This window comes from Dyella sp. 2HG41-7 (genome assembly GCF_021390675.1).
Classification (GTDB): Bacteria; Pseudomonadota; Gammaproteobacteria; order Xanthomonadales; family Rhodanobacteraceae; genus Dyella_B.
This window is the reverse complement of record NZ_JAJEJV010000004.1, coordinates 1,866,668-1,888,983: the sequence shown is the minus strand read 5'-3', so window position 1 is coordinate 1,888,983 and position 22,316 is coordinate 1,866,668. Positions and strand designations below refer to the sequence as shown.

17 protein-coding genes, 1 tRNA gene and 1 pseudogene are annotated in these 22,316 nt (G+C 59.2%); 5 read left to right on the top strand and 14 right to left on the bottom strand.

The features are described 5' to 3' along the window. Nucleotides 1–134: 134 nt before the first annotated feature. Nucleotides 135–3,779, top strand: coding sequence for a DUF748 domain-containing protein (locus L0U79_RS09830; RefSeq protein WP_233842045.1), 3,645 nt, complete (start codon nt 135–137; stop codon nt 3,777–3,779). Nucleotides 3,780–3,891: 112 nt separating this feature from the next. Beyond that, on the top strand, nt 3,892–5,088 hold the full coding sequence (kbl, locus tag L0U79_RS09825) for a glycine C-acetyltransferase (RefSeq protein ID WP_233842043.1): 1,197 nt from the start codon (nt 3,892–3,894) through the stop codon (nt 5,086–5,088). Nucleotides 5,089–5,140: 52 nt separating this feature from the next. Here the strand turns inward: kbl and L0U79_RS09820 are convergent, their stop codons facing one another. Next, on the bottom strand, nt 5,141–5,866 hold the full coding sequence (locus tag L0U79_RS09820) for a hypothetical protein (RefSeq protein ID WP_233842041.1): 726 nt from the start codon (nt 5,864–5,866) through the stop codon (nt 5,141–5,143). Nucleotides 5,867–5,994: 128 nt separating this feature from the next. On the opposite strand from L0U79_RS09820, the gene L0U79_RS09815 reads away from it, so the two are divergent. After that, on the top strand, nt 5,995–6,876 hold the full coding sequence (locus L0U79_RS09815; RefSeq protein ID WP_233842039.1) for a LysR family transcriptional regulator: 882 nt from the start codon (nt 5,995–5,997) through the stop codon (nt 6,874–6,876). A 46-nt stretch (nt 6,877–6,922) separates the two neighbouring features. Here L0U79_RS09815 and L0U79_RS09810 read toward each other — a convergent pair. The 4 genes and pseudogenes from L0U79_RS09810 to L0U79_RS09795 form a co-directional block, all read right to left on the bottom strand. Further along, nucleotides 6,923–7,660 (bottom strand): annotated as a pseudogene (locus L0U79_RS09810) (pseudouridine synthase); the annotation flags it as partial. A 79-nt stretch (nt 7,661–7,739) separates the two neighbouring features. Continuing rightward, entirely contained in the window at nt 7,740–8,903 is a 1,164-nt protein-coding gene (locus L0U79_RS09805; RefSeq protein WP_233842037.1) for an OmpA family protein, read from the bottom strand. A gap of 314 nt (nt 8,904–9,217) precedes the next feature. Further along, entirely contained in the window at nt 9,218–10,381 is a 1,164-nt protein-coding gene (locus L0U79_RS09800; protein ID WP_233842035.1) for an OmpA family protein, read from the bottom strand. A gap of 283 nt (nt 10,382–10,664) precedes the next feature. Then, nucleotides 10,665–12,116: a bifunctional 2-methylcitrate dehydratase/aconitate hydratase gene (locus tag L0U79_RS09795; RefSeq protein ID WP_233842033.1), complete on the bottom strand. Its 1,452-nt coding sequence runs from the start codon at nt 12,114–12,116 to the stop codon at nt 10,665–10,667. Nucleotides 12,117–12,438: 322 nt separating this feature from the next. On the opposite strand from L0U79_RS09795, the gene L0U79_RS09790 reads away from it, so the two are divergent. Further along, nucleotides 12,439–13,107, top strand: coding sequence for a TerC family protein (locus tag L0U79_RS09790; protein WP_233842031.1), 669 nt, complete (start codon nt 12,439–12,441; stop codon nt 13,105–13,107). 36 nt (nt 13,108–13,143) lie between these two features. Here the strand turns inward: L0U79_RS09790 and L0U79_RS09785 are convergent, their stop codons facing one another. The 7 genes from L0U79_RS09785 to prpB all read right to left on the bottom strand — a co-directional run bounded on the left by L0U79_RS09785 (nt 13,144) and on the right by prpB (nt 19,892). Continuing rightward, nucleotides 13,144–14,538: an acetate kinase gene (locus tag L0U79_RS09785; protein ID WP_233842029.1), complete on the bottom strand. Its 1,395-nt coding sequence runs from the start codon at nt 14,536–14,538 to the stop codon at nt 13,144–13,146. Nucleotides 14,539–14,580: 42 nt separating this feature from the next. Beyond that, nucleotides 14,581–15,285: a hypothetical protein gene (locus L0U79_RS09780; protein ID WP_233842027.1), complete on the bottom strand. Its 705-nt coding sequence runs from the start codon at nt 15,283–15,285 to the stop codon at nt 14,581–14,583. Between the two features lie 8 nt (nt 15,286–15,293). After that, complete coding sequence (locus L0U79_RS09775) at nt 15,294–15,986, bottom strand: C39 family peptidase (protein WP_233842025.1); 693 nt, start codon at nt 15,984–15,986, stop codon at nt 15,294–15,296. Beyond that, nucleotides 15,983–16,366 carry a hypothetical protein gene (locus L0U79_RS09770; RefSeq protein ID WP_233842023.1) on the bottom strand — a complete coding sequence of 128 codons (384 nt, stop codon included), beginning with the start codon at nt 16,364–16,366 and terminating at the stop codon, nt 15,983–15,985. Before L0U79_RS09770 ends, L0U79_RS09775 begins: the two co-directional genes overlap by 4 nt. Before the next feature lie 125 nt (nt 16,367–16,491). Next, nucleotides 16,492–17,379, bottom strand: a complete 888-nt coding sequence (locus L0U79_RS09765) for a hypothetical protein (RefSeq protein WP_233842021.1) — start codon at nt 17,377–17,379, stop codon at nt 16,492–16,494. Nucleotides 17,380–17,782: 403 nt separating this feature from the next. Further along, a complete protein-coding gene (gene prpC / locus L0U79_RS09760) occupies nt 17,783–18,934 on the bottom strand; it encodes a 2-methylcitrate synthase (RefSeq protein WP_233842019.1) in 1,152 nt (383 codons plus the stop codon). 70 nt (nt 18,935–19,004) lie between these two features. Further along, entirely contained in the window at nt 19,005–19,892 is an 888-nt protein-coding gene (prpB, locus tag L0U79_RS09755; protein ID WP_233842017.1) for a methylisocitrate lyase, read from the bottom strand. 116 nt (nt 19,893–20,008) lie between these two features. Here prpB and L0U79_RS09750 point away from each other — a divergent pair, with 116 nt between their 5' ends. Further along, complete coding sequence (locus tag L0U79_RS09750) at nt 20,009–21,226, top strand: citrate synthase family protein (protein ID WP_233842015.1); 1,218 nt, start codon at nt 20,009–20,011, stop codon at nt 21,224–21,226. A gap of 470 nt (nt 21,227–21,696) precedes the next feature. On the opposite strand, the gene L0U79_RS09745 is transcribed toward L0U79_RS09750, so the two are convergent. Both L0U79_RS09745 and csrA read right to left on the bottom strand, forming a co-directional pair. Next, nucleotides 21,697–21,789: transfer RNA gene (locus L0U79_RS09745), tRNA-Ser, on the bottom strand. A gap of 71 nt (nt 21,790–21,860) precedes the next feature. After that, nucleotides 21,861–22,073, bottom strand: coding sequence for a carbon storage regulator CsrA (gene csrA, locus L0U79_RS09740; protein WP_233842013.1), 213 nt, complete (start codon nt 22,071–22,073; stop codon nt 21,861–21,863). Nucleotides 22,074–22,316 lie beyond the last annotated feature (243 nt).

Genomic DNA, 22,316 nt, shown 5'->3' with positions numbered 1-22,316 from the left:
GTGTCTACGAAACACGCAAACCGCACGCTACACTCCCCGACAGGCGTGCCGACATAAGTTTCTAGCTGGGGATGTGCACGGCTGCTGCTGCCGGCACGGTCGGTCCGCGATCTCACGGGAGGAGCATCGACGGCATGACAAACCGGAATCTGTCACCTAATGCCCTGATGAAGGCCGGCGGTGAACGTGCGATCGGCGTGTATCGTTCCCGTCGCACGCGCATTACGGCGCTAGTCGTTGCGATCTTTCTAGTTCTGTTCGGGCTGTTCGGCTTCTTCATCGCGCCCGGACTGATCAAATCTCAGCTGCAGAAGCAACTCGCCGCGCAACTCAATCGCCAGGTGACGATTGGCGCGATTCATTTGAATCCTTACACCGTACGACTGACGGTCGAAAAGCTGCACATTGCAGATCGCGACGGCGTATCGCCGTTTGTCGATATCGACAACCTAGTCGTCAATGGATCATGGAGCTCCATCTTCCACCTCGCACCGGTGCTCGATGAGCTCACGCTGCAACATCCTCAGATCCATCTCACGCGCATCAGCGAGCAGGAATTCAATTTCACCGACATCGTGCAACGCTTCGCCTCGAAGCCGGCGGATCCGAATGCGTCGCCGACACGCTTCGCGATGTCGAACATCAGCGTGCACAACGGCGATATCTCGTTCGATGACAAAGTCCAAAACGCCACGCATCGCGTGGATCAGATCGAGCTAGGCATTCCGTTTCTCGCCAATTTGCCGCACGACACGGATGTATTCGTGCAGCCCCTGCTCGCCATGCGCGTAGATGGTAGCCCGTTGCGCATTCAAGGCCAGACCAAACCGTTCGCGACGACGCACGAATCGGTGATCAGCTTCAACTTGGATCACCTGGATCTCGCCAAATATCTGAGTTATTCGCCCACGCCGCTGCCTGCGGCGATCCCGAGCGGTCAGCTATCCGGCAATCTCGATGTGCATTTCGTGCAAACGCAGCCCACCACGCAACTGCTGGTACAGGGCGCGTTGCAAATCGACAACTTTGCGATGACCACGCACGACCACGCCCCGATGCTGGAGCTCGGACATGGCGCCGCCATGTTGCAAGATGTGCAACCGCTGGTTTCGCGCTATCACTTCAGCGCGATCCAGCTCGACCACGCGACGCTTCACTATGCCAAGCTGGCTGGCGATAAAACGAACTTCGACACCCTGCTCGGCAAGAACGAGCCGCCGCCGAAACCAGGCACACCTCCTAACGATGCGCAAATCGCGACGTTGACGTTGCAAAACAGCGCGCTCGACTACGCCGATCTCACCGGCCCCAAACCTGCGCATCTGCAACTGGATAACGTGCACGGCACGATTCGCCAATTTTCCACGGTATCCGCACAACCGGGCGTTATCGATCTGACCTCCAACCTGGCCGGCGGCAACTTGCACGCCGCAGGCAACCTGTTCATGAAGACGAGCCGCTTCGACGGCCAGGTCAGCATGACCCACGTGGCGCTACAGCCGTTGGCTGCGATGGCGCCGCCGATGCTCAACGCCGATATCGCAAGCGGCACGCTGGATGGCGATACGCATCAACAAGTGGACTGGAGTAAAACGCTCGCATTGACGATGGACAAGAGCAAGTTCGCGGTCAACGATTTTGCGCTGGCGCATCGCGACCAAAAGCCTGTGTCGTGGAAGTCCTTGACGGTCGGCATCAACCATCTCGACCTCGGCAGCAGCATGGCGCAGCTGGGCGACGTGAGCATGCAAGGCTTGAAAATCGATGCGCGGCGACTGAAAAACGGCGATATCGATCTCACCAAGCTCATGAAGCCATCGCCGCCGGCGAAAGGTAAGCAAGCCGCTTCGCCATCGTGGCATTGGAGCATTGCGCATCTGGCTGTCGATGGCAGCACGTTCGCGCTCACCAATCCAAACGTGCCGGGCAAAGGCGGTCACGTGGAAATTCGCGCCGATAAATTCGGCTTCGACAATCTTTCCGACGACATGCACAAGCCGATCAAAATGGATTTGAACGGCGGCATCGGCCACGGAAAGTTTCGCATCGACGGCAATGTCAAACCGCAACCGATGGATGCGGATTTGCGGATCGACGCCACCAAACTGGATGTCGCGCCGTTCGAATCGCTGGTGCAGGTACCGTTGAACGTCAACATCGATAGCGCACAACTCAGCGCGACCGGACGCGTGCGCTACCGTGATCGCAAGCCGGCGCCGTCGATAAACTGGCGCGGCCGCATGGTGGTGGGGCGCGTGCATGTGCTGGATAAAGTCACCGGCGACGACTTCCTGCGTTGGAACGCGTTAGCCGCGAACGGCATGAATGTGCAGATGGGCGATGGCGCGCCGAAAGTCGATATCGGCGGTTTGGCGCTCAACGATTTCTATGCGCGCGTGATCGTCAACGCCAATGGCCGCATCAATCTGCAGGACGTGGTGTCCAATCCTGCGCAGGCGCCTGTTTCCGTTACGCGTGCGCAGAACGGTCCGGCACCTGCCGCAAGCGTGCCCCCGCCTGCTGCAACGGTGCCTGCCGTCGCAACTTCCACTGGACCGGCGCTCGCAACGGCGAGCACCGCCGCCACGCCGCCCGCCGAGATCCACATCGGTCAAATCGTGTTGGCCAACGGCAATCTCAACTACACCGATAATTTCATCAAGCCGAACTACACCGCCAACATCACGCAACTCGCCGGCAAAATCGGCGCGTTCGGCACGGCGGCTGGCGGCGCGCCTGCGGACGTCACCTTGCAAGGTGAGCTGGACGACAACTCGCCGGTAAATATCGACGGCTCGATCAATCCGCTGACGCCCGTGGCGTTTTTGGATATCAAAGCCAAGGCGAACGATGTGGAGCTGACGCATCTCACGCCCTACTCCGGCAAATACGCGGGCTATCCCATCGTCAAAGGCCGCTTGACGATGGATGTGCACTATCAGCTCGACCAAGGCAAGTTGAATGCCGACAACCATATCGTGCTCAATCAACTAACCTTTGGTGATCGCATGGAAGGCCCGGGCATCAGTCACTTGCCGGTGAAGTTGGCCGTGGCGTTGTTGAAGGATTCCAACGGCAATATCGATATCCACGTGCCGGTATCCGGCTCACTCAACGATCCCAAATTCAGCTTGGGCGGCGTGATCTGGCAAGCGTTCTTGAATTTGGTCAAGCGCGCGGTAACCGCGCCGTTCCGGCTGCTAGCGTCCGGCGGCGGCAGCAATCAAGACCTGGGCTACGTGGAATTCAAGCCGGGGTCCGCGGTGCTCGATGCGGATGCGACATCGCGCCTTACGCAAGTCGTGGACATTCTCAACAAGAAGCCGTCGCTGAAGCTCGACATTACCGGCCGCATCGATCCCAAGTTCGATGAAGACGGCCTACGCAAGGTCACCGTCGACGACATGGTTCAAAAAGAGGAAGCCGACGACATCGGCACCGACGCGGCCAAGGCCGCGCCCGTGAAGCCCGGCACCGACGACTACAACAAGTATCTGACCAAGGCGTACAAGCACGCCAAGTTCAAAAAGCCGCGCGATGTGATCGGGCTGACCAAATCGCAACCGCCCGAAGAGATGACCAAGATGATGGAGGCCAACGTCACCGTGGATCAGGACGCTTTGCGCCATTTGGCGGAACGCCGCGCTGGCGCGGTGCGCAATTACCTCCACGGCAAGATCGACGACAGCCGCGTGTTTGTGCTCGCGCCGAAACTGGATCCCACGGGCATCGACGACAAGGGCAAGACCACGCGCGACGATTTCGGCCTGCACCAATAACGACGTCGCCAGAGGCGAAGCCGGCCCCGACGAGCCGGCTTCACATCCAGACGGTTCCCCCCGGCGCCGGAAAAGCCGAAAATAGGGACTTTCCCCATCTCGGCATGTCCCAATGACCTACCCCGGCCAGGCACGTTTAGCGCAAGAACTCCAATCCATCCGCGAACAAGGCCTGTTCAAGGCCGAGCGCATCATCACCTCGCCGCAATCGGCCGAAATCGAGTTGGAGGGCGGCAGAAAAGTTTTGAACTTCTGCGCCAACAATTACCTCGGCCTGGCCGATCACCCCGAAGTGATCAAAGCGGCTAAAGAAGCGCTGGACACGCACGGCTTCGGCATGGCGTCGGTGCGTTTCATCTGCGGCACGCAGGATCTGCACAAGCAGCTCGAAAAGAAGATCGCCGATTTCTTCGGCACAGAAGACACCATTCTCTACGCCGCTTGCTTCGACGCGAACGGCGGCTTGTACGAACCGCTGCTGGGCGAAGAAGACGCGATCATTTCCGACGCGCTCAATCATGCATCCATCATCGACGGCATTCGCCTCTGCAAAGCGAAGCGCTTTCGCTACGCCAATTGCGATATCGCCGATCTGGAAGCGCAACTGAAAGCGGCCGACGCAGCCGGCGTGCGCACCAAGCTGATCACCAGTGACGGCGCGTTCTCCATGGACGGCTTTATCGCGCCGCTGGATAAGATCACCGAGCTCGCCGCCAAGTACAACGCGCTCGTTCATATCGACGAATGCCACTGCACCGGTTTCCTCGGCGCGCACGGTCGCGGTTCGGCGGAAGTGCACGGCGTGATGGACAAGATCGACATCTTCACCGGCACGCTGGGCAAAGCACTTGGCGGCGCCTTAGGTGGATTCACCACGGGCCGCACCGAAGTGATCGAAATGCTGCGCCAGCGTTCGCGTCCGTACCTCTTTTCCAATTCGTTGCCGCCGCACGTGGTCGCCGCCGCGATCAAAGTATTCGACATGCTCGCCTCGGCCGGCGAACTGCGCGAACGCGTGCAGGAAAACACGCGTTACTTCCGCGAGCAGATGACCAAAGCCGGTTTCGATATCAAGCCGGGCGTGCATCCGATCGTGCCGGTAATGGTGTACGACGCGAAGAAAGCGCAGGCGATGGCGGCTGGCTTGCTTGAAGAAGGCATCTACGTGACCGGCTTCTTCTATCCGGTTGTTCCACAAGGCCAGGCACGCATCCGTACCCAGATGAGCGCGGCGCACACGCGCGAACATTTGGATCGCGCGATCGCCGCGTTCACCAAGGTTGCGCGTTCGCTTGGCGTGATCGGTTGATTCGATGGTTTCACGGGCCGGGGTGACTACATCGTCACCCCGGCCTGAATGATTACGGCAGATTGCTTAAATCTGCGTGGTATTGCCAACTTTCCGTGCGGCTCCCACGCACCGCATCGGTGAAATCGCGCAAAGCGTTTTGATCGCCCGCCAACAGCTCGGCGGTATCCTTGCGAAAAACGTCGTAGCTCGACCAATTCGTACGCGCCACCATCAGCATGTACTGCGGCTTCTCGCCTCCCGATATCAGGCGATACCACGTGTGCGCCGGCGCATTGCGCGTTGTCGCGAGTACATGATGCGCCGTTTCTAGTGCTCGTTCGAAGCGAGCTTCGGTACCCGGCCGCAAATCGAAATACGTCACTTGAATGGTGTCGGTCGGCTTGCGGCTCTCCAACGGCGTGCCCGTACTGAGTTCGGGCAGAAGTTCATAGGCGAGCTGCGCTTGTGGCGTTACGTAGGGCGTCACATTGATTCGAAAATCCGCGCCGTCGCCGGAGATATCCACGCGATGGTCGAATGCTGCAAACGGCTCGCCGACATTGGCGTCGATGAAATAGCCGTTGCGCTCGCCGTCGGAGACAGTCCAGCCATACCAGACCAAGGGATCATGGTGACTGCGATGCCAACCAAGATGACGACGATAGCCATCTTCAAACTTGTCTTGTGCGCCGTCGTTCACGCGATAGACGAAGAAGTGCGCGGCCAGTCCTTGCTGCGCCTGCACCGGGAACGCCAGCAAAAGCGTTACTGTGACAGCAAGTAAACGGTAGATCATGAAAGTCCTCGTATGAGCATCGCTTGTTGAAGCGGCGACATACTAGACTTGCCGGCGTTCGCCTAACCATGCGAATCTTTTTGGCGGACCCCTAAATTTTTTTAGGCCAAGAAGGCACGAGCGCAACGATGAATGTGGAAATGCGCTACCTCCATACCTTTCGCGTTGTATGCGACGCAGGCAGTTTGCGTGCGGCATCGGGCATCCTGCATCGCACCGAACAGGCCGTGAGCTATCAGCTTCGCAAATTGGAAGAAGCGCTCGGCATGCCGGTATTTCATCGCGGAATCGGTCGCTTGACGCCAAATGCAGCAGGAGAGCGCCTGCTCGCGTTTTGTCGCGAGATGGGGCGCGACTGGGAAAAGTTGCACGAGGAACTTAACCAGGCTGCATCGCTCCGCATGCCATTGCGGATTTCCGCCGTAAGCGGGTTTGGTCGTTATCAGCTACTGCCGCTGTTTCGCGACGGACCATTAGCCGATATTCCCATTCGCATGCGCTATCCCACGGCTGACGATGTCATGCGCCACGTGGAATCGGGCACCAGCGATCTTGGTTTCATCCATCGTTTGGACACGCATGCTCGGCTGAGTCTGATACCGATCGGAGCGGAAGAAATCGTGTTGATCGCGTCCGCGCGTTTGTCGCAGCCGGCGCTCTCGCTGGAAATCAAATCGCTGCTTCATGCGCAATACGTTACTTACGATGAAAGCGATTACGTCTTCGCAACGTGGTTTAGCCAGGTTGTCGGCACGAATGTAGCGCCGCCCCACGTGATCGCGCATTTCGAAGAATTGGAAGAAGTCTTGGACTGGGTTGCCGCGGGCCGCGGCATATCCATTGTTCCCGCCGCGTGCGTGACGGATCACGAAGCACAAGGCGACATCGTTGTATTGCGCAAACCCGAAGCGCTTTGTCGTAACACTATTTACGCCGTCGTGGACCCGGCGGTTCGCCACGCCGCGATCGAGCAGACTTTGCAGGCGGTGCGGGAACACGCGGCATTTTAGTGACAGTGCGTGCGCGTTCGCCGGCGCCGGCGCCGGCCAGACGTACCACCTCGTCTGCGCTCAGGTGTCGCCAATGACCTTTCGTCAATTCGCCAAGCGCAAGATCGCCAATCGCGACGCGAATCAAACGTAAAACGTTGATGCCTTGCGCTGCCAGCAGGCGACGGATGTGCCGGTTGCGGCCTTCGTCGAGCACGACTTCCAACCACGCGTGTTTCTCGCCCGTGCGCAATAGCGAAACGCGTTTTGCGGCAAGTTGCTCACCGTTATCCTCGATGCCGTGAATCATTTGATCGAGGATGCGTTGCTCCGGAATCGCATCGATTTGCACGTGGTAGGTTTTATCCACGTGATGGCGCGGATCGGTAAGCCGCGCCGCCCACGCACTGTCGTTGCTCAGCAACAGCAGACCTTCGCTAGCCTTATCGAGCCGTCCTACCGGTCCTAACCACGGCAGACCGGAGCCGGACAATAATTCGTACACGGTATCGCGCCCGCGCTCATCGGCGGCGCTCACCACAATGCCGCGCGGCTTGTTGAGCGCGATATAGACGCGTTTTGCAGCAGCGACTTTTTCGCCGTCGAGGAAAATTTGCTGACGCTCGGGATCGGTTGCGCGCTCCGGATCGCGCACGACGCGGCCGTCCACGCTCACCCTGCCCTCGCGCACGGCTTTTTCCGCCTGGCTGCGCGAACACACACCCCACTTGCTGAGGACGCGCGCAAGGCCGAATCGCGGGCTCACTGATGGTGGAGCGGATGGTCGTTTTCGGAAATCAGTCATGTCGTTAGGAAAGCCGAGCGGCCGACAAAAGAAAAGCCCGGCAGAAGCCGGGCTTTTCCATGACAGCTTAGCGTGCGGATTACTGCTGAACCTGCAGTTCCGTACGACGGTTGCGTGCGCGACCTTCGGTCGTCTTGTTGCTGTCGATCGGGTCGTTCATGCCATGACCGATCGGACCTTCCAGACGGCTCGGGTCGATGCCGTGACCGGTCAGGTAGTCATACACGATCTTCGCACGACGCTCGGACAGGCCCTGGTTGTACTCGGCCTTGCCCACGCTGTCGGTGTAACCGGCGACCATCACCTTCACCTGCGGATAGCGCTTCAGCGTATCCACGGCCTGGTCCAGAATCGCCAGCGAGTCGCTGCTCGGCACGGCCAAAGCCGGCTCGATGTTGGTCTCGCCCTTCTTCGGACGGTCGAACTTGAAGTTCACGCCCTTCAGGTCGATCACGACTTTCTGCGGGCAACCATCCGGTCCCACGATCGTGCCTTCCGGCAGATCCGGGCACTTGTTGTCGCACAGGTTCACGCCGTTGCGGAACTGCTTGGAGCAGTCCGGCTGCGCCGGCGGGGGCGGCGTGGCCGGGGCGGCCGCTGCCGGCACCGCACCGATCTTCGCCACGATGCTGAAGCCCAGGAACCAGTCGCCGTAACCGTTGTGCTGCGGCAGGGTCTTGTCGTCCCAGTCGTAGCGGTAGCCGGCTTCCACGCGGAAGTCAGCACTGTCGGTGATCGACTTGGAAACGCCCACGCCTGCTTCGGCGGCCGGCGCCCAGTCGCGGCTGAACGGGTTGTGGTGGTAGCTGCCCATCACGCCGCCCAACAGGTACGGACGCCATGCGTTGGCATCACCGAAGAAGTAACGGGCCGAGACACCGTAGTTGTTGTTCGACCAGGTGTTGCCCTGACCGAACACGGCCGAATCGGCGCGACGCTTGGTGCGGTCCACGAACAACTCGACCGAAACGTTCGGGGCGATGAATTTACCCACCGACAAGCCGTAGTAGATCTGGCGGCTGCGCGTGTCGCGGTCGGTATCGTTGTAGTAGCCGCCGACGGTCGGCGCCACGTACCAGCGATCGTCAAAACCGTTCGGCCATGCCGGCGCCGTGCTGCTAGCCATGCTGCTGCTGGCTGCGGGCGCGCTGCTGCTGGCAGCCGGCGTGGTGTCCTGCGCGTGAACGGCACCTACGCCGCCCAGGGCAAGAGCGATCAGAAAATACAGGCCCTTACGTTTCATCAGGTGTCTCCTCGATTATTGGTGTTCGCGTCCATTCCACCCCAGACGGAAATCGCGCGGCAGAACTTATAGGTATGCGGGGACTTATTCGCCACCTTGCTTGGTGTCCCTAACAGCAAGCGCGGCAGAGTGTAGCAAAACCGTTAAGTGATCCGCACGCCAGTCTTTCGCGCGATGTGTAGCATCGGTGAAGCTTTGTTCAGGTAAATAGCGCACGTTAGTTACCGTATAGATACAGTTCTTTACTTTTTCGACGCCCATATAAGAAAAGCCCGACAGAGGTCGGGCTTTTCCATGACAGCTTAGCGTGCGGATTACTGCTGAACCTGCAGTTCCGTACGACGGTTGCGTGCGCGACCTTCGGTCGTCTTGTTGCTGTCGATCGGGTCGTTCATGCCATGACCGATCGGACCTTCCAGACGGCTCGGGTCGATGCCGTGACCGGTCAGGTAGTCATACACGATCTTCGCACGACGCTCGGACAGGCCCTGGTTGTACTCGGCCTTGCCCACGCTGTCGGTGTAACCGGCGACCATCACCTTCACCTGCGGATAGCGCTTCAGCGTATCCACGGCCTGGTCCAGAATCGCCAGCGAGTCGCTGCTCGGCACGGCCAAAGCCGGCTCGATGTTGGTCTCGCCCTTCTTCGGACGGTCGAACTTGAAGTTCACGCCCTTCAGGTCGATCACGACTTTCTGCGGGCAACCATCCGGTCCCACGATCGTGCCTTCCGGCAGATCCGGGCACTTGTTGTCGCACAGGTTCACGCCGTTGCGGAACTGCTTGGAGCAGTCCGGCTGCGCCGGCGGGGGCGGCGTGGCCGGGGCGGCCGCTGCCGGCACCGCACCGATCTTCGCCACGATGCTGAAGCCCAGGAACCAGTCGCCGTAACCGTTGTGCTGCGGCAGGGTCTTGTCGTCCCAGTCGTAGCGGTAGCCGGCTTCCACGCGGAAGTCAGCACTGTCGGTGATCGACTTGGAAACGCCCACGCCTGCTTCGGCGGCCGGCGCCCAGTCGCGGCTGAACGGGTTGTGGTGGTAGCTGCCCATCACGCCGCCCAACAGGTACGGACGCCATGCGTTGGCATCACCGAAGAAGTAACGGGCCGAGACACCGTAGTTGTTGTTCGACCAGGTGTTGCCCTGACCGAACACGGCCGAATCGGCGCGACGCTTGGTGCGGTCCACGAACAACTCGACCGAAACGTTCGGGGCGATGAATTTACCCACCGACAAGCCGTAGTAGATCTGGCGGCTGCGCGTGTCGCGGTCGGTATCGTTGTAGTAGCCGCCGACGGTCGGCGCCACGTACCAGCGATCGTCAAAACCGTTCGGCCATGCCGGCGCCGTGCTGCTAGCCATGCTGCTGCTGGCTGCGGGCGCGCTGCTGCTGGCAGCCGGCGTGGTGTCCTGCGCGTGAATGGCGCTTACGCCACCCAGAGCAAGCGCGATCAAAAAATATAAGCCCTTACGTTTCATCAGGTCTCTCCTCTTCTCTTAATGAGTAGGGCATTCATCCCGCCAAGAATAAAAATCGCTTCCGCCACGCAATCTTGAGTTGCGATAAACGAACTTCCTGCGACGACTAGCACCCGGCGCGGGCGAGTTTAACAAATTTTGAACGAGTTGCAAAACAAACGCTGACAGGCCTGTCAGGAAGCGGCCTGGTTACCCCAATTAAGCCACTGCACCGGACGCCGGTTTGAAATCCACCAAACCGGCATCCTGCTCATTGTCTTAAGATTTTCTGCCTTCTGCGTCGTTACAACGTGAAGAGACCAAGGAAAGTCTGAATCGGCATGGCGTCCAGCTTCGCCGGCGTCGCCGTAGCGTCCAGGATGGCTTTCACTTTATGCGACGGCAGATAGCTGCGCATCGCTGCCTCGAATTTCTTGAGCAGCACCGGAATACCTTCCGCGCGACGCTTGCGATGGCCGATTGGATAATCGATCGAAACCTTTTCCGTGCTCGAACCGTCTTTGAAGAACACCTGCACCGAGTTGCCGATGTAGCGCTTCTCGGGATCGAAATAGTCCTTCGTATATTGCGGGTTCTCAGTCACCACCATTTTGTCGCGCAACGCATCGATGCGTGGGTCGGCGGCCACGTCGTCGTTGTAATCGTCGGCGGTCAAGCGACCGAAGATCAGCGGCACGGCGACCATGTACTGAATGCAGTGATCGCGATCGGCGTAGTTCGCCAGCGGGCCAGTCTTGTCGATGATGCGGCAACCGGCTTCCTGCGTTTCGATCACCACATTGTCGATTTGATCGATTTTACCCGCGACTTGCGCATGCAATTTCATCGCGCATTCCACGGCGGTCTGCGCGTGGAATTCTGCCGGGAAGCTGATCTTGAACAGCACATTTTCCATCACGTAGCTGCCGAACGGACGCTCGAATTCGAACGCCTTGCCCTTGAAGGCGACGTCGTAATAGCCCCAGGTTTTAGCCGACAGCGCCGACGGATAATCCACCACGCCGCGATACACCGCGTTGATGGCATGCGTCACGGCGCGACGGCATGCATCGCCGGCTGCCCAGCTCTTGCGCGGTCCGGTGTTCGGCGCGTGGCGATAGGTGCGCAGCGCGCCGTTATCGATCCAGCTGTGCGAAACCGCGGTGATGATTTGCTCTTTGCTGCCGCCGAGCATCGCGGTGGCGACGGCGGTCGAGGCCAGACGCACGAGAATCACGTGATCCTGACCGACGCGGTTGAAGCTGTTGAGCAGCGCGTAGCAACCCTGGATTTCATGCGCTTTAATCGCATAACCGAGCACATCTCGCACCGTCAGCGCTTTGCCGCCCTCGCGCTCCGCTTTACGGCTGAGGTAATCGGCGACGGCGAGAATCGCACCCAGATTGTCGGACGGATGACCCCATTCGGCCGCCAGCCACGTATCGTTGAAATCGAGCCAGCGAATCTGCGTGCCGATCGCGAAAGCCGCCTGCACCGGATCCAGCTCGTGACTCGTACCCGGTACACGCGCACCGCCCGGCAACGTGGCGCCAGGAACGAGGGGGCCGAGGTGCTTGACGCATTCCGGAAACTTCATCGCCATCATCGCCGTCGCCAGCGAGTCGAGCAGCATGTAGCGCGCGGTGTCGTAGGCCTCGGTCGAGTCGATGTTGTAGTCGGCAACGTATTTGGCGATGTCGACCATGGGTTGATCGGGATCGGGACGCTTGGCCGAACGGATATCGTGCGCACTCATGGGGAGGTCTCGCGGTTAAGGGAAACGGATATTGTAGCCGGCCGCCGTGTTGAAGAGGTGGCGACCGATGACTGCCCTACCCCACGTGGCCTTTTCCAGCCAAAACTTGACCCCATCGCCGTTCATTGCCGAGAATCAGGGTTCATCCCAAAGGGGAGTAGTTCCGGGTGCGGCATACCGCATCCGCGCGGCAGTCGTCATCACGGGCGAAGCATCGCTCCGGTTGCCGCGGTGGTCCTGGCCAAGAACGAGACTTTTGCGGTGATAGCGGACCCGCGCGCGTCCGTTGTCATCGCTTGAGTCCGGCGCGCAAGGCATCCACATGATCTTCCCCACGCACCTGCTTTCCGACTTGCTGACCATTGTCCTGATGGATCTGGTCCTTGCTGGCGACAACGCCATCGTGATCGCGCTCGCCGCGCGCAATCTGCCCCGAGATGTGCAGAAGCGCGCGGTGCTATGGGGCACTGTCGGCGCCATTGGCGTGCGCATCGCGCTGACGGTGCTGGTTGTGTATCTGCTTGCGCTACCGGGTCTGATGCTGGTCGGCGGATTGCTGCTGGTGCCCATCGCCTGGAAATTGCTCGCGCCCGAGCACGCGCAAGATCGACCCGTCGCGAACGCAGCCAATTTCTGGATGGCGCTACGCACGATTGTCATCGCCGACGTACTCATGGGATTGGACAACGTGCTCGCCATCGCCGGCGCAGCGAAGGGTCACATGGGTCTGGTTGTGATCGGCTTGTTGATCAGCATTCCGCTTGTTGTGTGGGGATCGACGTTGATTTTGAAATTGATCGATCGCTTTCCCATCATCGTTTATGCCGGCGCCGCGGCAGTTGCGTGGACCGCAGGCCGCATGATCAGCCACGAAATCCTATGGCGCGCATGGTTCGATGCGCACGGCTGGATGAAGCACACGCTGGAGCTGGGCCTTGTGCTGATCGTTTGCGGCGGGCGCTATCTGCTCAATCAACGCCGAAAGAACTGAGCGCCGCGCTACAAACAATTTCAGCGAACGCAACGATCAGAACATCATGGGCACACGAACGATCACCGTCGCATCCGGCGTATCGCGCGTGACACCGACGCCGAGCGTAAAGTTTAAGGTTCGCTTTTCGCTAAAGCGATACGAGCCGCCGATCAACAACGAACCGAGCCACACCTTCGTCGATCCGGGGATCTTGATACCCGACTCGCGCGTCTCTCCGACAAAGGTCTGGTCGTAGCCGATACTGAGCGATGTCTTGTCGTTCAACGCCATGCCCATGCCGACGCTGATATCGGCTTCGTTGCCAAACTTTACGTTACCGAGAAACTGCCTGCCGCCCAGCAGAATATTTTCATACACATTATGTCGCTCGACGTTGTAGAGATAGCTGAGATTGCCGAATAGCACGACGGGATCTGACGGTAGCAACCACGTAACGCCAGGCTGGATGGTGTAGAAGCCCGAGCCCGTCGGTTGACGAAGTGGCAACCCGGTACCGGTGAGATTTTGCACGCAGCGTGTCACGCAGTCGGTCACCACTTCAAAAGGATCGGTGCCGGTGCGCGATTTGAATCGCAACCATCCGATGTAATACGGTTTGTCCGCGCCACCGTTGTTGATCTGGTAACGGAGCGTTGCCTCGATATCGCCAAGCCCTTTACCACTCGAACTGAAGACGTTGTCTTCGGCAGAACCCGTCAGCACTTCGCGGCTCACCGTATCCGTATGCGAATCCACATACGGCACGCGCACTTCCAACTCCATGCGATTGGTAATGCCATAGCGCGCCGTGAGAATCGCCGTTTGCGTGGTGCTTCGCACCTGACGCACATCGATCAAGCCAATCAGAATGGCGGGAATGATGGTGTAACCAACCAATGCCACGCGATCGGCGGTCGAATAGCCGAACTGATACGTCGGCTCGATAATGACTTTGTTTTTCGGCGTCAACACGCCCGGCTGCTGGAAGATCGGAGCGACCTCGGGCGGCCGCGAATTTTCCGATGGCGCCTGGCCGACAGGTGTCGTTGGCGTTGTCGTTCCTTGCTGCGGTGTTGCCTGCACGTCCGCATAACCATCGGGCGCCGGCATCGGCAATGTCGCCGCATTGGCGCCACCCGCCGGGATATTTCCGCCGCGCTGGCGATCCAACACATCCATGCCAACGGCATGACGCAGCGCTCGATAATCCGCTGCCTGCTGCGCAAGCTGGCGTTGCAGTGCTTCGATCTGATTACGCATCGCTTCGATGCGCTCGCCCTGTTCCGCGAGCCGCTGACGAATAGCGGGCGACGATGCGTCGTCCTTGCTGGGCGATGCATCTTGTGCGGTAACGACGCCACAAAACGCCATAAGTCCGGCGCAGCTGGTCGCATAAACCCATGGCCGGATTCGGCCTGCACGATGGGTACAACGATCCATCTTGTTCATGTTGTTCTCCTCGCTTGAGCGGGCTTTCGTCAAACGTGCACGTCAATGCGCCAAGGCTTGTATCTGAGCGGCTTCCAAGGTTTGTTGTATTCCGGCAGTGCGCATCGCATTGAGTGTGTTGACGGCGACATTGAGCGTGGTGAGGCTGGTGATGACTTGGTTATCCACCGTGTTCTGAATGACCGTCGCCGCCGTCGGCTGCAGCATCGGGGACGCGTTAAATGCGCTGCTGACTAGCACTGCGACCGGTTGCGAATTGGACGCCGATGTGCCGACGGAACTCGGAATGACCGAATTGCCCTTCGTCCCGGACGACAAATTCGAAAGATTGGGCACTACGTTACCGAGCCCGTTCTGCTTGGAGCCCGATGTCGCGCTGTTTTGTGTCGTCGATGACGGATTGACGGTATTGCCCGGCCCCACTTGCACATCGACCGTACTAAGCGCGCCAGCCAATGCCAGCGCCTGCTGCGCTGTGATATGCGCAATATCGGGAATATTGAGGTTGGTATATGTCACCAGATTTCCGTCGACATAAACCGCACGCTCAATGCCAAACGAAACGTCCAGGCCATCGCCTAAATCGAAGCCACCACGCACATCGTCGAGACGCTCCGAAGAAACAGGTGTGCCAAGTCCATCGACCGATTGCGGCGGTTCCGTACTTTCGTTTGCACGTACTGCTGCGGCGGATCCCAAAAGGCCGAGGAGTCCCATCATTTGCAAGGGAAGACGAGAGCGGTTCATAAGTCGCCTCATATATCGCCGGGTCCATATTTGGGCATCGTGAGCGTGTCCAGCCCGCGCCGGTCGACCCCTACGCCCAAAGGTGCGAGCGGCGCGTTGCGCCAATCGCTGTCCGTATTGAAATGCGCGAGTTCGCGTTTGTTATGGATGACGAACACCAGTCCGTTCTTCCACAACTGATCGAAACGATCTTGCGGAATCGCCCGAGTGCCGCGCGCGGGATCGCCAACCAGCACCCGCCCGTAGCGCACCCCTTTGATCACCACAAAATGGTGATAGCCGCGATCCTCAATCAAAACGATCGCCGGTAAATTCGCTTTCTCCAATTGACCGAGCGTGGCCTGAAAACCATCGGCGTCAAAGCCGATGCTGTGCAAGTACTGTTTGATATCCAGCAACGAAAAACCTTCTTTGTTGATCTTCTGGCGATCGCCGTGGATGTACATCTGCTCGAATACGACTTGCTCGTTGACCGGATAGTTGTATTGATACGTCAGCAACGTTGCGACCGCGGCCGAGCCGCAGCTGAAGTCGTATTTCTGATGAATCGTGTTGCGATACTTGACCTCCTTCATCGTGGAAATGTGAAGGATGTAGGTTTGCCCCGCGTTGTCGTTGAGCGCCATCGTGGCGGCGCGCAATGACGGCGCCGACAGCAGCGACATCATCAAAACGGCAAGCGCTGGCAGTGCAAGCTTCATGGCTTCATCTGCACATTGACGATCACACCGGTCTGAATGAGCACATTGTTGCCGGTGTTTTGCACGACGGTCGGCATGCCGGTCGATCCAGAAAACGCATCGCTGGAAATGGAGTTGGTGCCGGTGGACACTTGCGTCGCCGTGTTGCCAGTTACCGTGCCCGTGAGCGATTGAATGTTCTGCACCAGACCGCCGCCGCTGAAGTGCTGCAATGTGCCGGGGCTTACCGCCTGACCGAATCCATCCACGCTTGCCGACTGGGTCGGCGGCGGACTGCTTTTGACCTGAGCGCTCGGCGCGCTGGCCTGAGGGCTTGCCGAAAACGCGACTCCTGTTACGCATAGCAACATCAACCCAACCGCGGGTCTTGAACGAGCCATGGCACTACTCCAATCGTGTTTGGCGCATCGCATACGACCCAGTGCCGGTCAGCAGCGTTCGCTGCCGACCGGCGCGTACGGCATGGCGGAGCGATGCGTGCTCCGCCATGTCGATCAGTCGCACATCAATGACCGCCCACGTTCAGGTTTGCTTGGACCGTCACACCCTGCTGAATCAACGCCGCTGCGCCGCTGTTCTGCGCAATCGTCGTGATACCAGCCGCTGCTGCTGCGGTGCTGTCCATCGAATTGGACATATCGAAGCTGCCAGCGTCGGCCATGGTGCTTCCACCGTTGCCACCGTTACCGGCTGCGCCACCCATGCCACCGTTTCCACCAGCATTGGCTACGCTTCCGCTGGTGCCGCCCATCGACGATGCTGCACCCGAAGTCGATGTCGGAGCGCCGGCCGTGTTGGTGCCGCCCGTGGCCGTTCCACCGCCGCCACCCGTCGCCGTTGCGTCAGGATTGTGATTGCCCGCGCTTGCCGAGGCATCGCCGCCGTTGGCGTGCGCACCTGCACCGCCTGCGCCACTGAACGAGCCGGCATCACCACTGCTTGCGCCCGATCCACCTGCGTGACCGCTATGCGCATAGGCGTCGCCGCCCGATCCACCGCGTCCGCCTTTGCCGCCGCGTCCGCCGTTGGCATCGCCGTTATCGGTTGCTTTGTTGCCGAGGCCCCATACCGAAACATCGGACACCGAACCGTCGAGCGTGGTCTTGGCGACCGCCTTGCTTACGTTGAACGCGTCGCTGACCGAGGACACTGCCGTTGCGCCGTTGTTGGCGGCCGAAGTACCCATGCCGTCGCTGTACACGTCGCCGCTGTTGTTGCGGTCGTCACCACTGGTGGTGACCGTCTTGGTGTGGGAACTGGAATTGCTGTGCGTGCTGTTGTCGTTACCCTGATTGGAGTTGTCGTTGAATGAGTTGTGGTAACTCTGACCCATAGCCGGGAGAGCAAGTCCCAAGCCTAGCGTCAATGCCGTGAAAAGAAGAGTCTTGCGCATATGTATTCCTCCCGGAACGGATGCGGTTTGCCCCCCTGCTTTTTGCTTGTGCAGCTTTTGAATATGGCAAACCGCATGCCACTCGCGGACATGCAAGGCAGCACCTTCTACCGCTATAAAAATCAACACATTGCGTTCGTCGCGCCGGCATCGCGCGCACAACGTTTAGTCAGGAAGTGCAACACGCATGCAACAGTCTTGATCAACGCATTCGTCGACGAGCACGCGCAACACGCATATGCGCAAAAAAAACAGTGCGTTAGACAGCATCGACATCAAAGACATGGAATGTATCGTCAATGCAACAAAGTTGACTCGTTTAGCGAACTTTTTGTGCAAGCCTCAGGCAAGTAATAAAAAAAGGGGCCGTAGGCCCCTTTTTTTTTTCGCGACAGTAAAGCAATCAGCGCTTTTCGATCGGCGTATAGGTGCGATCTTCCGGCCCGATGTAATTGGCGCTGGGGCGAATGATCTTGCCGTCTTCACGCTGCTCGATCACATGCGCGCTCCAACCGGATGTACGCGCGATCACGAACAACGGCGTGAACATGGCGGTCGGCACGCCCATCATGTGATACGCGCTGGCCGAGTACCAATCGAGGTTCGGGAACATCTTCTTCAGATCCCCCATCAGCTTTTCGATGCGCTCGGAGACGTCGAACAATGTGGGATTGCCGCCTTCCGCGCAAAGCTTGCGTGAAATTTCCTTGATGATCACGTTACGCGGATCGGACACCGTATACACCGGATGACCGAAGCCGATGATGATTTCCTTGCGCTCCACGCGTGCGCGAATATCCGCTTCGGCATCGGCCGCACTGCGATAGCGCGCGATAATGTCCATGGCAACTTCATTCGCGCCGCCATGCTTCGGACCGCGCAGCGCGCCGATGGCGCCCGTGATCGACGAATACATATCCGAACCCGTGCCGGCGATCACGCGCGCCGTAAAGGTGGATGCGTTGAATTCGTGCTCGGCATACAGCACGAGCGAGCGATCCAGCGATTGCGCGTGCAAATCGCTCGGCTTCTTGCCGTGCAAAAGATGAAGGAAATGTCCGGCGACAGATTCGTCTTCCGTTTCCGTTTCGATGCGCTTGCCGTTGTGGCTGAAGTGGTACCAGTACAACAACATGGAACCGAAGCTGGCCATCAACCGATCGGCGATGTCGCGCGCGCCGGTCGCGTTGTGATCTTCTTTTTCCGGCAGCACGGTGCCAAGCACGGAACAACCGGTGCGCATGACGTCCATCGGATGCGTCGACGCCGGCAGCAATTCCAACGCGCTCTTCACCGGAGCAGGCAGCCCGCGCAGGCGCTTGAGCTTGGCGCGGTAGGCATTCAATTCCGCCCAGTTCGGCAGCACGCCGTGCACGAGCAAATACGCCACTTCTTCAAAGCAGCCTTTGGCCGCCAAGTCGTGGATGTCGTAGCCGCGGTAATGCAGGTCGTTGCCGCTGCGGCCGACCGTGCACAGCGCGGTGTTGCCCGCCGTGACGCCCGAAAGGGCAACGGATTTTTTCGGCTTGGGGGCAGTTGCGGGTTGCTCGCTCATCGATAGTGCTCCAGGTGCGAAACATCGATCATGGTCGCTGGGGAACATGCGACCTTCATAAACAGTTGAATTACTTCTTGCCGGCGAAAAGCGTGTCGAGCTTCTTTTCGAAATCGTGATAGCCAATGCGGTCGTAGAGTTCTTCGCGCGTTTGCATGATGTCGACCACATTGCGCTGATGACCGTCGCGACGAATGGACTCGTACACGGTTTCCGCTGCCTTGTTCATGGCGCGAAACGCCGACAACGGATACAACACGATGCCGACGCCTGCCGTACGTAATTCGTCGACACTGAACAGCGGCGTTTGGCCGAACTCGGTGATGTTGGCGAGCACCGGCACTTTCACCGCGTCGACAAAACGCCGATACGTGGGCAAGTCGTAAGCGGCCTCGGCGAAAATGCCATCCGCGCCAGCTTCGACGCATGCAAGCGCGCGCTCGATCGCGGCATCAACGCCTTCGACGGCGATCGCATCCGTGCGCGCAATCAGAAAGAAATTCGAATCGGTCTTGGCGTCCGCTGCGGCTTTGACGCGATCGGCCATTTCGCCCGCCGATACGATTTCCTTGCCGGGACGATGACCGCAGCGCTTGGCGCCGACTTGGTCTTCGATATGGCATGCGGCGGCACCGAATTTGATCAGGCTTTTCACCGTACGCGCGATATTGAATGCGCTAGGACCAAAACCGGTATCGATATCCACCATCAGCGGCAGATCGCACACATCGGTAATGCGGCGCACGTCCGTCAATACGTCGTCGAGCGTATTGATGCCCAGATCCGGCAAACCCAACGATCCTGCCGCCACGCCGCCGCCGGACAGATAAATCGCGCGGTAGCCGGCGCGCTTGGCCAGCAGCGCATGATTGGCGTTGATCGCGCCGATGACCTGCAACGGTTTTTCGGCGGCGAGTGCGGCGCGGAAACGGCTGCCGGCAGAATCAAGCTGAGTCATTGCGGTTCTCCGAAACCATCCATTGTAAGTGATGAGCGCCTTCGCTCAGATCGGGCTGCACTCTGTCACGCCGCAACATATTGATCAATCTTGATTAAAAGGATCAATATATCCTCATGCGCACCGACTACCTTTCCGCCCAGGACGCCGCGACACGACTCGGTATCAGCCTTGCCACGCTCTACGCGTATGTGAGCCGCGGCCGCATCGATTCGCGTCCCGGTCTCGACGGTCGCAGCCGGGAATACAGCGCCAGCGACATCGAGCAGCTGATCGAACGTAAACAAGCCGGGCGCGGCGCAGCGCAAGGAGCCGCGCATAGTCTCGCCTGGGGTTTGCCGGTGATGGAAACGCGCATTTCGCTGATTCGTCCGCACGGTCATTACTACCGCGGCGAATCCGCCATCGCGCTCGCGCAAAGCGGCGCGACGCTGGAAGAGACCGCACGATTGCTTTGGGATTGCGGCGAACGCGATCCGTTTGCAAGCGAAGCACCCGCTCCGTGGCCTGAGTCTGTAGCGATGCTGCTTCGGCAACCGCATCTTCCGCCACTCGAACGAACCGCCGCAGCGTTGCCTTTGCTCGCGCTCGACGCTATGCGCGCGCACAGCACCGATCCGCTTCATCGACGCAGCGACGCAGCGCGACTGCTTCGCGAAACGGCCGCACTGCTATGCGCCGCGCAGCCGAGTGCGCAACCGATCGATCGTGTCATGGTGACAAGTTGGGGCAAGAACGAAAGTGGCTTATTCGATGTCGTGCGCTGCGCGCTCGTGCTGTGTGCGGATCACGAACTCAACGCGTCGTCGTTCGCCACGCGCGTCGCCGCATCGACCGGCGCCAGCTTGCACGCCGCCATCTGCGCGGGACTGAATACATTATCCGGCCCGCATCATGGTGGCGCTGCGGCGCGAGCGCACGCGTTCATTCACGACATGCTGCGAGAACGCAGAGCCGACGACCGTGTGCGCGAGCGCCTACGTCGTGGCGATGCATTGCCGGGATTCGGTCATCCCCTCTACGCCGACGGCGATCCACGCGCCACCGTCCTATTGCATGCATTGCATACAACGCGACCCGAGCCGTCGAAACTTTCTCGCATTCAACAATTGATCGAAACAGTACAAGCGCAATGCGGCCGCAAACCGAATTTGGATTTTGCTTTGGCAGCCATTGCTTCGTCGTATGATTTGAGCGCAGACACCGCATTGGCGATGTTCGCTGCCGGCCGCACGGCAGGATGGTTGGCGCATGCTCTTGAACAGCAAGAGAGCGGAAGCTTGATTCGGCCGCGCGCGAATTATGTGGGACGTATGCCGACGCGCGAGGAGTAAACAACAAAAGTTCTCGTCGGCGCGTTCTCACAATGCATTGGTACGAGCGAACTCCGCAATTGGGAAAACTAATAGCGCAAAAAAAAATCGCCCACTAGGGGCGTTCGTTATCTGGCGCAGGGAGGGATTGTTCGGCCAGTCCGTGGGCCTCACCCCTGTGCGCTTCGCGCTCCGAGGCCAGCCTCCGGCTGTCCAAATTTGCTCCAGGCAAATTTGTGTCGAAGCGTTAGGGTTCTCACCAAGCTTCTCTCTCCGCCAAATAAAAAACGCCCACAAGGGGCGTTCTTTCTATCTGGCACTGCGAGGGATTGTTCGGCCAGTCCGTGGGCCTCACCCCTTCGCGCTACGCGCTGCGGGGCCAGCCTTCGGCTGTCCAAATTCGTTCCGGACGAATTTGTCGAACCGTTAGGGTTCTCATCGAGCTTCTCTCTCCGCCAAATAAAAAACGCCCACAAGGGGCGTTCTTTATCTGGCGGAGAGAGAGGGATTCGAACCCTCGATAAGGCTTTTGACCCTATACTCCCTTAGCAGGGGAGCCCCTTCGGCCTCTCGGGCATCTCTCCGTGTTTTGTTCCCGTGGCATCACGAGGAGCCGGCAAGGATACCGGCCGATGGTCGGAAGGTAAAGAGGCAGTTAATGACCGCCGGACTCGCCGGTCGCGCCACCGCCGCCCTCATTCTCGTTCTCGCCTTTGATGCGTTGGTAAATTTCTTCGCGGTGCACAGCCACGTTCTTGGGCGCATTAATGCCAATGCGAACCTGGTTGCCTTTCACGCCGAGAACGGTGACGGTCACCTCGTCGCCGATCATCAGGGTTTCACCGACCCTGCGGGTCAGAATCAACATAGCTGCTACTCCATTTAATGCTTATGGTCACAGGCCCTTTGCATGTTGCTGCCTCACCCCTGAGCACAATCATCATGCAAAGTTCTGACGTTTACGTCCGTCAAAGGCCTTACCGCCTTCCCGGCTCTCAACCCGGCGAGCTGTCCCGAAAGACCGCTTGCCATTCACAGCGCCACCGCAACCAGCGACACCGAACATCTGATCGATACTAGCCGAGCATAAGCGCCAGGTGCAATCTACACA

Excerpts from the sequence above, each read along its gene's own strand:
- kbl (WP_233842043.1), top strand. The coding sequence starts at position 3,892 with ATGACCTACCCCGGCCAGGCACGTTTAGCGCAAGAACTCCAATCCATC.
- L0U79_RS09750 (WP_233842015.1), top strand. The coding sequence starts at position 20,009 with ATGCGCACCGACTACCTTTCCGCCCAGGACGCCGCGACACGACTCGGT.
- L0U79_RS09790 (WP_233842031.1), top strand. The coding sequence starts at position 12,439 with ATGATCTTCCCCACGCACCTGCTTTCCGACTTGCTGACCATTGTCCTG.
- L0U79_RS09815 (WP_233842039.1), top strand. The coding sequence starts at position 5,995 with ATGAATGTGGAAATGCGCTACCTCCATACCTTTCGCGTTGTATGCGAC.
- prpB (WP_233842017.1), bottom strand. The coding sequence starts at position 19,892 with ATGACTCAGCTTGATTCTGCCGGCAGCCGTTTCCGCGCCGCACTCGCC.
- L0U79_RS09775 (WP_233842025.1), bottom strand. The coding sequence starts at position 15,986 with ATGAAGCTTGCACTGCCAGCGCTTGCCGTTTTGATGATGTCGCTGCTG.
- L0U79_RS09785 (WP_233842029.1), bottom strand. The coding sequence starts at position 14,538 with ATGAACAAGATGGATCGTTGTACCCATCGTGCAGGCCGAATCCGGCCA.
- L0U79_RS09805 (WP_233842037.1), bottom strand. The coding sequence starts at position 8,903 with ATGAAACGTAAGGGCCTGTATTTTCTGATCGCTCTTGCCCTGGGCGGC.
- L0U79_RS09765 (WP_233842021.1), bottom strand. The coding sequence starts at position 17,379 with ATGCGCAAGACTCTTCTTTTCACGGCATTGACGCTAGGCTTGGGACTT.
- prpC (WP_233842019.1), bottom strand. The coding sequence starts at position 18,934 with ATGAGCGAGCAACCCGCAACTGCCCCCAAGCCGAAAAAATCCGTTGCC.
- L0U79_RS09795 (WP_233842033.1), bottom strand. The coding sequence starts at position 12,116 with ATGAGTGCGCACGATATCCGTTCGGCCAAGCGTCCCGATCCCGATCAA.
- L0U79_RS09770 (WP_233842023.1), bottom strand. The coding sequence starts at position 16,366 with ATGGCTCGTTCAAGACCCGCGGTTGGGTTGATGTTGCTATGCGTAACA.
- L0U79_RS09820 (WP_233842041.1), bottom strand. The coding sequence starts at position 5,866 with ATGATCTACCGTTTACTTGCTGTCACAGTAACGCTTTTGCTGGCGTTC.
- L0U79_RS09780 (WP_233842027.1), bottom strand. The coding sequence starts at position 15,285 with ATGAACCGCTCTCGTCTTCCCTTGCAAATGATGGGACTCCTCGGCCTT.
- L0U79_RS09800 (WP_233842035.1), bottom strand. The coding sequence starts at position 10,381 with ATGAAACGTAAGGGCTTATATTTTTTGATCGCGCTTGCTCTGGGTGGC.
- csrA (WP_233842013.1), bottom strand. The coding sequence starts at position 22,073 with ATGTTGATTCTGACCCGCAGGGTCGGTGAAACCCTGATGATCGGCGAC.
- L0U79_RS09830 (WP_233842045.1), top strand. The coding sequence starts at position 135 with ATGACAAACCGGAATCTGTCACCTAATGCCCTGATGAAGGCCGGCGGT.